General features: G+C 62.3%; 7 protein-coding genes and 1 tRNA gene. 4 read left to right on the forward strand and 4 right to left on the reverse strand.

All coding sequences use genetic code 11. The annotated features are described in order from the left end of the window. Positions 1-251: 251 nt before the first annotated feature. Positions 252-926, forward strand: coding sequence for a M48 family metallopeptidase (locus QZ269_RS10375; protein WP_291426640.1), 675 nt, complete (start codon positions 252-254; stop codon positions 924-926). Between the two features lie 62 nt (positions 927-988). On the opposite strand, the gene QZ269_RS10380 is transcribed toward QZ269_RS10375, so the two are convergent. Next, positions 989-2,647, reverse strand: a complete 1,659-nt coding sequence (locus tag QZ269_RS10380; RefSeq protein WP_291426646.1) for a stalk domain-containing protein — start codon at positions 2,645-2,647, stop codon at positions 989-991. Positions 2,648-3,075: 428 nt separating this feature from the next. Continuing rightward, positions 3,076-4,263 carry a cyclic dehypoxanthinyl futalosine synthase gene (gene mqnC, locus QZ269_RS10385; protein WP_291426641.1) on the reverse strand — a complete coding sequence of 396 codons (1,188 nt, stop codon included), beginning with the start codon at positions 4,261-4,263 and terminating at the stop codon, positions 3,076-3,078. Between the two features lie 148 nt (positions 4,264-4,411). Here mqnC and QZ269_RS10390 point away from each other — a divergent pair, with 148 nt between their 5' ends. From QZ269_RS10390 to QZ269_RS10400, 3 genes are all read left to right on the forward strand, one after another. Beyond that, on the forward strand, positions 4,412-7,054 hold the full coding sequence (locus QZ269_RS10390) for a DEAD/DEAH box helicase (RefSeq protein WP_291426642.1): 2,643 nt from the start codon (positions 4,412-4,414) through the stop codon (positions 7,052-7,054). A gap of 54 nt (positions 7,055-7,108) precedes the next feature. After that, a tRNA-Gln gene (locus tag QZ269_RS10395) sits at positions 7,109-7,182 on the forward strand. Positions 7,183-7,533: 351 nt separating this feature from the next. Then, on the forward strand, positions 7,534-8,085 hold the full coding sequence (locus QZ269_RS10400; protein WP_291426643.1) for a hypothetical protein: 552 nt from the start codon (positions 7,534-7,536) through the stop codon (positions 8,083-8,085). A gap of 27 nt (positions 8,086-8,112) precedes the next feature. Here the strand turns inward: QZ269_RS10400 and QZ269_RS10405 are convergent, their stop codons facing one another. Further along, positions 8,113-8,943: an acyl-CoA acyltransferase gene (locus QZ269_RS10405; protein ID WP_291426644.1), complete on the reverse strand. Its 831-nt coding sequence runs from the start codon at positions 8,941-8,943 to the stop codon at positions 8,113-8,115. 11 nt (positions 8,944-8,954) lie between these two features. After that, on the reverse strand, positions 8,955-10,064 hold the full coding sequence (gene menC, locus QZ269_RS10410; protein ID WP_291426645.1) for an o-succinylbenzoate synthase: 1,110 nt from the start codon (positions 10,062-10,064) through the stop codon (positions 8,955-8,957). Between the last annotated feature and the right edge of the window lie 210 nt (positions 10,065-10,274).

Here is a 10,274-nt window from a genome sequence, read left to right on the forward strand (position 1 = left end):
ACAGTAAAAATAGCCAGCCTGCTTACTGGCTACTTATCAAATGTTATGCAGTCTCCGACTTTGCGGTTGCCCTGGGCCTGCCCGTTTCCCAGCTGCGGGCGGAGTCCGGATTAGAATAGCAAGAGATTTTTTGCGTCAACAGTTCGTGCCTAAAGTGATGCCTTGGCTTTTCTTGGAGGCTAAAAGGCGCTTAGCTAGGCTGGATGGCTTCAAGTTCTTCCGCAGTAATCTGGCATATAGGTGACCTTCCGGTGCGGATCAGCCGCAGTTCCAGGCGGCGTACCCTGGCTTTTCAGGTGCGCGACGGCGTGGCGACAGTGTATTTGCCGCCGCGCATTTCCGATGAGCAGGCTCGGCAGATCGTGGAAGGCAAACGCGACTGGCTGCGCCAGCATGTCGAGGCGCAGCGCACCCAGCAGGCCCTCTACTCGGCTCTGCGACCAGGCGGTGAGGTGCCTTTTCTGGGCGAAGTGCTGCCGCTCCGGCTGCAACCGGGGCTACAGGTGCCGACGCGCACTGGCCCGGTGCTGGCGCTGCCCCCGGAAGACTGGCTGGGCCACCTGGAATGGTGGACCCGGCAGGCCGTGCAGGGGCATTACCAGCACCGAGTCGAACACTTCGCTGGGCAGCTTGGGGTAGACGCTAAGGTCCGCCGCGTACTGGTCAGCAGTACCCGTTCTCGCTGGGGTAGTTGCGCTGCTAGCGGGGATATCCGCCTGCACTGGCTTCTCAGCCGCGCCCCCCTCCCCGTGCTGGACTACGTGGCCCTGCATGAGGCCGCCCACCTCCGCGAGATGAACCACTCACGGCGGTATTGGGCGAACGTGGCGCAGGTCATGCCCGATTTCGAGCTGCACCGCGCCTGGATGCGCGAACATGGGCAGGCGCTAATGCACTCGGCGCAGCCTCTGGCCCCAGCCGATTAAGCGCAAGGCAAAACAGCCCCCGGCCTGCAAATGGAGCGGGGGGCTATTGGCCTGACTCCGGTTCAGGGCTGATAGGTCTTAAGCACTCCGCCGTATCCAGGGTTCGGGTGCGTCCGGTAAAACACCAGACTGATCGGCAGGTTGCTGCCGCTGGCCGGAATAAAGTCGATATTGAGCTGATCCGACAGCGAACGCCACAGCAAGATAGGCTGATTAGGCGAGATGGCGTTACCGCTCTTGGGGAGCTTGATGGCCTGTTTCAGCGGACCGTCCTCGATATTCATAGCTCCCCGGTACAGACCCCCGCGCGGGCTGAGGGCCACGGCTGTTCCGGCGGCTCCATTGACCTGCAAGTCGTACAGCACGCCGTAATTACCGACCAGTCGTTGCGGCTGACCGGTCAGGCGGTCCACGCCCGTAATCACCGGGTCTACCTGACCGTCCCCAATAACAATACGGGCGGGCAGCACACCCAGATTAACCCGCAGGGAGCGCACGGCGTTGGGAAAGGTGCCGCGCTGATGCCGGGAATCGGGCGGCAGGTAAGGGATCTGCTGCATTGCCAGCTGCGTGGGCGGCATGGTGTCTTCGAGCATGACGAAAGTCAGTTCGACGCGGCCTGTGGTGTTGATGTCCTGCATAACGTTCACGCCGCTGCCGGGGCTGAGGGTCGGGCTGGCATAGGCTGCCGCCGTCTGACCGGGAGCCAGGGTCAGGGTCCGCGCCCCGTTGCTGGCAAAGTACTCCAGCAGCGTCACCTGTCCCAGCTGACTTTCGATGCGGGTGGGCGCCGTTTCGCCCAGGCGTTCCGTCTGAACCTCTACCGGGCGGCTTTCGAGATTGCGGGCCATGACGTACAGCCTTGCAGAACGCCTCAGGCCGTTCATGTGGTACGCCAGCAGTCGGGCGCGGCCATACACAGTGTCCTGATACAATATGCCGTTCTGGGTGGGGGCCTCCGGGCTGTCGCTGAACAGCAGCGGAAAGCTATTACTGTAGCTAGGCTGGGCCAGCACGGCTGGGTAACTCAGCACCAGTGGATCGCTGAAGCTGTCGCCGGGGTCGGAGTATTTCAGCGCGTAGGTCAGCGGCGTGTCCATCGGGGCGCCTGTGACCTGAATGGTGCGCGTAAACATGGTGCTCTGCAAGTTGCGGGCGTTGATTACCTGATAGCCGATGGTGTAGGTGCCCGGCTGGAAGAACACGTCCTGTTTGCCAGTCCAGCGCCGCGCCGTGATTTCCGCGCCGTCCGGATCGAAGGGGTACTCGGTGTAAATCACGCGTTCGCCCGGTGCATACGTGGTCTTGTCGGTAGCGAAGCGGGCCTGGGGAGCCAGTGGGTTGCCGCCGTCCCGCAGCGCCGTGATGGTCAGCGTGCGGCCAGTCGGATCGCTGGAGAGGTTGGCATTCAGTGCGTCGGCCAGCAGGCGCACGCTGATATACAGGTTGCCGCCGACTGTAACCACGTGACCGGGCTGCTGGGCCGCGCCCCCAACCGTAGCCGTGTTGCGCTGGGCGTCGATCACGGCCCGCCCCAGCTGAGGCTGACTGGCCGAGCCGCCTACGGGCTGGCCCAACAGGGCCGCCGTTTCGCGCAGCGGCAGCATAATTCTTCCGTCAACATTGCGCGGAGCGACGTTCAGGGTCACCGCCTCACCGTTGACGTTGGCGGCCACCTGGTCGACGGTGACGGTCAACTGTACCGAGCCGATATTCGCCACACTGGCCGCCGCCACAAAGCTGGTCGTACTGGTTATTCCGGCACCTAACAGGAACAGGCTAAGCAGCCAGGGCCTGAGCCTCGTTTTAATTTTAAACCCAGCAGTAGATGAAGACAGAGCGGCACTAATCACCTGGGGAGTATGCCGCGCAAAGCTGACGCCTGTCTGCAAGTCGGGCGTCCCGAGTTCTTTAAGGGCTTCATGTAGACACAGAGGAACAGCACCGAAACCCAGAGAGCAGGCCAGTGTTAAATCTGTTGACGACGTGTTTTGTAGCGTAACGCAGCGGTTGCACATTTCGCCAGCACGCGCCCGTAAAATGATGTATCTCTAAAGATTTGATAAAGGCGGCGTGGCAGGGCACAATGCCCCCCTTCCGCCTCCACGCCTGGAACCCGCTTCTCTGCTGCTGACTCTACGGCGCAGCCCTAATGAACTCCTACCCCGCGTCCCGCTTCCGGGTTCTCGGGGCTGCGCTGGAGCATGGTCGCGGCGTCGGGCCACTCGATGATCTCGAAGCGGCTGTTGCGGATGGCGGGGGTGAATCCGGCGTCTACGGCGATGCGGACCAGTTCGCGCACGGTCACGGCGTGGCGGTCGTGGTTGCCTGCCGCCGACACCACATTTTCTTCAAGCATGGTGCTGCCCAGGTCGTTCGCCCCGTAGTACAGCGCCGCCTGCGCGACCTTGAAGCCCTGCGCGGGCCACGACGCCTGAATGTTTGGGATGTTGTCAAGGGCTAGGCGGGCAACGGCGAGCTGTTGCAGATACTCGTGCGCCGTGGCTCCGGGAGCCTTACCGTGCAGTCGGGTGTTTTCGGTCTGGAGCGACCACATTGCAAAGCCCGAGAACCCGTTGCCGCTGTACTGCGCGTTGGCCCGGTCCTGTTGCTCACGGATTTTGAGGAGGTGATTAGCCCGCTGCGCGTAGCTTTCGCCAAAGCCGATGACCATCGTGGAAATGGTGTACAGCCCCTTGCGCTGCGCCGCGTCGATAATCCGGAACCAGTCGTGGGACTTAATGCGGGCCGGGGCCGCTTTGGCTCGCACCTCGTCTTCCAGAATCTCGCCGCCCGCGCCTGGCAGACCGTCCAGCCCAGCTTCGACTAGGGTGTCGAGCAGGTCGTCTAGGCTCAGGCCGAAAGTCTTTTCAAAAAACAATACTTCCTCGGGCGAGAAGGCGTCGATGCGGATGCTCGGGTGGTGAGCCTTAATGTGGCGCAGCAGCCCGGTGTAGTACTCCAGCGGCAGCTCGGGATTGACGCCGCCCTGCAACAAGATGCGGGTGCCGCCGACCTGCTCCAGTTCCCGGATTTTGGCCGAAATCTGCGCGTAGTCTAGGGTGTAGCTGTCGCTCTGGCGCTTGGTGCGGTAGAACGCGCAGAAGTTGCAGCCCACGTTGCAGATGTTGGTGTAGTTGATGTTTCGGTCAATCAGGAAGGTCACCACGTCCGGGTCACGCCGTTCCAGGCGCAGGGCGTTGGCGACGGCGGCCACTTTGGGCAGCGGCAGGTGATACAGCGCCTCGATTTCGGCGGCGTTCAGGCGCTCTCCACGCGCGGCTTTATCGAGCACCGTGTCGGACACGGCAGACGAAACGGGCACAGCGACAGTCATACCCGGAGCGTAGCACCCGCTACTGCGGGCGACCGTGCCGTGCCCCGGTTTACACGGACTGCCGGGTTGAGAGGTTTTGCAGGAGTCCGTATGTTAGGTGACCTTGGGCGCTGTCAGCGTTGCCTGAACGTCCTACACTACGGTTCTGATGTTGCCCGCCCGTTCTCACTTTGCCCGCCTGGAGCTGTTCCTGCGCGACATTCTGGGAAGCGGCGCGGCACTGCTGCATGAGGAGGAGGTGGCTGAGGCCCGCACCGTTCCCGCCGCCGAACTAGGCTGGTCGGACGCGGTACGCCGGGGCTTCGGCTTTGATCAGGTCTACGCGCACCAGGCCGAAACGTATCGCCTGATGCGGGACGGACATGACGTGATCGTGACCACGCCCACGGCCAGTGGCAAAACCGGCGCATTCTTCCCGGCGGTTTTCGAGCGGCTGGAGCAGCAACCAGAGGCCAAGGCGCTCTTTATCTACCCGTTAGTGGCCCTGGGGCAAGATCAGCGCGACAAGCTGCGTGCTTTTCAGGAAGCGGGCGGGTTCGACTGGCAGATTGGGGCTTTTCACGGGCAGGCCAACCCCAACGACGTGTTCGGCCCCGACGTGCGGATGGTCACGGCCACGCCCGACAAGCTCCACTGGTCACTGACGCATCCCGCCGTCCGGCAATTTCTGAGCCAGCTGTCCTTCATCGTGCTCGATGAGGCGCACACCTACCGGGGCGGCTTCGGTAGCGAGGTGGCCGGGATGCTGCGCCGCCTGCTGGAGCTATCGCGGGCGCTGGGGGCCAGGCCGCAAGTTGTGCTGAGCACCGCCACCATCGGCAACCCGGCCGAATTTGCCCGCGAACTGATCGGCGTAACCCCCACCGAGGTCAGCGAATCGGGCGCGGCGCGGCGCGGCAAACGCTACTACCTTGCCGATCACCGTGGGCAGCCCCGGCGCTTTTGGGACGCGGTGGTCAGCGCCAGTGTCACACACCAGCTCAAGGTGCTGGCCTTTTTCCGGGGGCGTTCGCGGGCCGCGCGGCTCTACGGCACCTACCGCGCCCAGCCGGGCTTTGCCAACCACGTTCACCTGTACATGGCAGGCACCAGCGACCGCGAAGGCCGCCTCTCGGAGTTCCGGCGTTCCAAATCCGGGGTCATGTTCGCTACTAATGCCCTGGAAGCCGGGGTAGACATCGGTGACCTTGAAGTGGTCATCATCGACGGCTATCCGGGGTCGCGCATGGCCTTCCGGCAGATGGCAGGCCGCGCCGGGCGAATTGCGCCGGGGTTGGTGCTGTACCTGCCCGCCCTGAACGAACAGGGGGTGCCGCAGCCGGTCGACGCCTTTTATAGCAACGCCGGAAACTTTCACGAGCTGTTGACCGGCCCGCTTGAAAAGGCCGTGGTCGAGCCGGAAAACCAGTATCTTGCGCCCCGGCACAGGCGGCGGCAGATCGCTGAATTTCGCGTGGCCGGACTGCCGACTACTGCCGAAGACGAAAATCAGAGCTACTGGAACCTACGCGGTGAGGGCAGCGCCAAATTTATGGTCGTCGAGGAGCAGGAGTGGGCGGCGCACGGCCTCAAGGCTCTCGACACGCCGCTTGAATCTCCCAGCCAGCATTACGCCCTCACCGAAAAACACGAGGGCGCGGTGTTTACCCTCGACGGTCAAGGCTACAAGGTGCTGCGCTGGGAGGACACGCCCAAAGGTAAGGCCATCCTGGTCGAGAAATACGCCGCCGCCAACCTGTTTACGCGCGGTCTGTATTCGACCACCGTGCAGCCCGGAAAGATGTCCGACTGGGTGCGGCGCGGCCCGCTGGCCTACCGCCACGGCGAGGTGGTCATTCGCCGCCAGTACACCGGCTACATGATGATGCGCCAGGTCTTCGAGCGCGTCTGCACCGGCTGTGACCGCGAACCCGGGCCGTTCGAGCGCGTGTGTGCCTCGTGCGGGGGCCACATTCAAGACCGGATGCAGGATCACAAACTCTCCGAGCACCTCTATGACGAGCCGCTGGAACTGCCGCCCTTTCGCACCAGCAGCCTCGAAGTCGGTCTTGATCCGGCCTCGTCCGAGCGCCCTACCGCTGTGGCCCACACTCTCAAACACCTGCTCGAAAAGCTCACGCCCGAGCGGGTGGCCTGCGACGAGGGCGATCTGGCCGGGGCTTTCCGCGAGGGTCGCGACACCTACTTTTTTTTGTACGACGACTGGCGGGGCGGCCTGGGCGTCTCCCGACGCGCCTTCGAGAGCATGGACGACCTGTTGCGCCGCGCCTACGAGCTGTCGGTCAAGAGCTGCTGCACCACTGCGCAGGGCTGTTACGAGTGCGTCGCCGTCAGCCGCTGTTTTGCGCCGTTTTTGCCCAGCGGCGAGCGGCGGCCCACCGACAAGCAGGCCACCGCACTCTTTTTGCAAACCCTCCTCGGTATCGAGGCCGCGCCGGAAGCTGAAGTGCCCGCTTATTCCCCGGCTGCGCTGCTACCGGACAGCCTGCCCGACCTTCCTGCCTCCTGGCCCCTTCAGGCCCGCGAACTGCTCGACCTGTACGGCCTTTCGCTGCCGGAAGTCAGCGCCCGCCTCGCTATTCCCAGCCGCGAGATTCAGCGGGCCGTCAACACCACCCAGCCGCTGCGCCTGCACCACGCCAAGTTCAGTGACGGGGTCTTTATGCAGGGCTTCGGCCAGGGCGACCGCCGGGAGGTGCTGATTTATTTTCCCGGCCACGGTCAGAAGCGCCTGCTACTCAAATTCGCGGGCCTCAGTGTGATCGAAAAGCCAACCCTGCTGCCTGGTTGACGAGCTGTAGAGATTGTGGCTATACTCCATTCCGCCTCAAAACGGGCCACAGCTAGGGATATGGTGTAATGGCAGCACAACGGTTTTTGGAACCGTTTGTCTAGGTTCGAATCCTGGTATCCCTGCCACGAGAACGGTTTTCCAGAAATGGGAAGCCGTTTTTGTTTTGTGGCAAGTCTGAAAATTATTTCCACTTCGGGCACCTGTCTCGGATACGCGGAACTGTAACCGGAGACCCCTTGCTTTTATTGTGCTGGACGCTGCGTAAGAAATGAATCATGAACTCAAGCGTCAGAGAACCTGCATAAAATCTACAAACTCAGGTTCTATAGTCATGTTATTGAGCTGCTCTATTTAGGGCTCACCTTAAGTAGCGACTCTCTCCGCCTGGGCCTGTAACGCCCTCATTGCCCGGCAGATTGAGTAGTGGGTTCTTACCAGGAGGTCTTATGACTATTCGCAAGACAAATCTTTTATCCGTGGCTACTGTTCTTACCCTCAGTGTGTTCGGCAGTGCCTTTGCCCAGCAGGCTCCTCAGGCCACTTATGTGACCTGCACTCCTCAGCCTATGGGGCAGGCCGATCTCAGTTGCCAGACCGACCGCTCTGCCGAGCAGCGCAATCAGCAGACGGGTGCGGCCCCGGCCATTCGTGCCCAGTCTATCCGGGTACTCCCTGATCAGCCCCAGGGTGGGAATCAGGCTCCCCAGCCTATGGACCAGGGTCAGAGCGTCAGCCCGGCTCTGCCCGGCACCCAGCTGGCCCCCTCGCAGTTTGATCCCCGCCAGTACCGTCCACAGTCGGGAGTGGTAAGCCGGGTCGATGTTTACCTCGACGGCTACCTGATGATGTCAAATGCCCCCCGCTCGGCGACCCAGGACATCAGACTTACGCGTGGTCAGCACACCCTAATCGTCGTCCCTGCCGGACAGTCCACCAGCAACCCGCTTCAGCGCCTGCGGTTCAATCAGCCCACGACTAAGGTCTACACCCTCACCTTCGGAAACAACTTCGCCGTTACTTTCCGCTGAGGCAGCATAGTTCTCAGCCAAAATAGTTCAGAGCTTGAAGGTCACTCTTTCCGGGTGGCCTTTTTCCTGTTGCCGGGTTAGAACATAAAAGGCCTGTTCGCCGGAGCGTGCCAGATCGGTAACGGCGTAGCCCAGGGGTGAGGTGTTCAGGTAATGCCCCAGCGCGGTGCGTAGGGCCAGACGCCAGGCCCACTGCGGCCCCGGTTCCAGTGGGTAGGTCGGCACCTCGATCAGCACTCGCTCAGCCTCCACGTCGAGCCGGGGTTCGGCTGGCAAACCGTGCTCTGTGGTCGCTAGCGCACTTTCACCTTCAGGCTGGGGCGCGGGCTTGGCGTGGCTGGGCCGGGTCAGGTCCCACTGGATCATCAGGCGGTCTGCGGGAAGGGCCTCGCCGCGCCGGGTGCCCGTCGGATACCAGTCGGCGTGATAGCTCACGGCGCTGGCCCCCAGCTTGCCCAGGTTGAGCCGGGCATTCCGGGCGATCAAGGGGTCGAAGGTCCAGGTCATCTGTGTCAGACCCTGGGCCAGTACCCGTTCGCGCTGCGCCAGCTTGAGGGCCACGGCCATTTCACTTCCGCGCCATTCAGGGTCCACCGCCAGCAGGTGTGAGTGATGCCACCATTTTCCCCCATGCAGCGCCGGAAAGCCGTATGCCAGTCCGACGGCGGGGGCCGTGTCAGCATCACTGTTTGCCGGATACGCTGCCAGCACGATTCCCCCGGTCGTGGCACTGATCCGCAGGAGGGTGGCGGGCGTCAGTTCCCGGTCGGTGTAGTTCCAGGCGGCCCGCTGCACCTGTTCCAGTTCCAGCATTTTCCAGGGGTCGCTCACTTCACGAATCACAAAAGTTCTGTTCATGGTAGCGGCCTTCAGGCGCGGTGCTCCTCGTGGAGTTCGGTCACAGTCGCCATGAATTCGCGGTTCAGGGTGACTCCGGTGCCGGGGCCGGTGGGAACGGGCATGAGACCATCGGTGGCTTCCAGTGGTTCATGAATGATGTCCTGCGCCCAGTAGCGACTGGCACTACTGGTATCGCCCGGCAGCCTGAAGTTGGGCAGGCTCGACAGATGAATGTTATGTGCCCGGCCAATGCCACTTTCGAGCATCCCCCCGCACCACACCGGAACGCTGAAGCTCTGCGCCACATCGTGAACCCGGCGGGCCTCAGCATGTCCTCCCACACGCGCAACTTTGAGATTAATGACGCGACCGGCTCTTAGCGCCAAACCTTTGCGGGCGTCCTGGGCCGAGGTTACCGATTCGTCGAGGCAAAGCGCAGTGTTCAGGCGGCTTTGCAATTCGGCGTGATCGATCAGATCGTCCCAGGCCAGCGGCTGCTCGATGTAGGTCAGGGCGTACGCGTCCAGTTCCCTGAGCGACGCCGTATCCGCCAGGGTGTAAGCGCTGTTTGCGTCCACCGTCAGGCGAATGTCGGGGAACGCTTCACGCACCGCACGAACTGGCTGAACGTCCCAGCCAGGCTTGATCTTCAGCTTGATCCGGCGGTAGCCCTGTTCGACGTGGCGGCGCACGATGTCTACGGTGGCCGCCTCGTCCGCTTGAATACCCAGGCTCACACCTACTTCGACCTGCTCTTTATAACCACCCAGCAGCCTGCCTAGCGGTTGCCCGAACTGTCTGGCCCACAGGTCCCACGCGGCCATTTCGACCATTGCGCGGGCCATTCGGTTCCCCCGGAACTGCCCCAGCGCGGCTTCCAGGGCTTCCGGATTGGCAAACGTCTTGCCCAGAATCCTCGGCAAGAAGGTGTTCCGCAGCAGCTCCAGGGCACCAGCCAGCGTTTCCTCACGGTACTCCGGTGCCGGTTCCATCGTTCCCTCGGCCACGCCTTCAAGTCCCTGACCATGTAAAACCAGTAGTGGCACGACTTTCCCGGTCTGTACCCCGAAGCTGGTCTCAAAACGGAATTTCAGCGGCAGGCGAATGACGATCAGTTCAGCGGCCTCGATTTTCAGCATGGTTTCAGTATCCGCTATTAGGCGTCTCTTACAAGACTTGCAGGGAGTGGTCAAAGTGCGCTGGACAGTTCTGGAGCATCCGGGGGAGTGAGCGTGGAGGCGTGGAGGGAGGGGGGTTGACAGAAATAGCTGTGGCCTGTATTGTTTCTGAGCCTCAAGCGAGGCGGGAAGCATGACAGAAGAAGAGAAGTAGTGAGAGCAGGCCCATTC

Source organism: Deinococcus sp. (assembly GCF_018260405.1).
In the GTDB taxonomy this organism is placed as follows: domain Bacteria; phylum Deinococcota; class Deinococci; order Deinococcales; family Deinococcaceae; genus Deinococcus.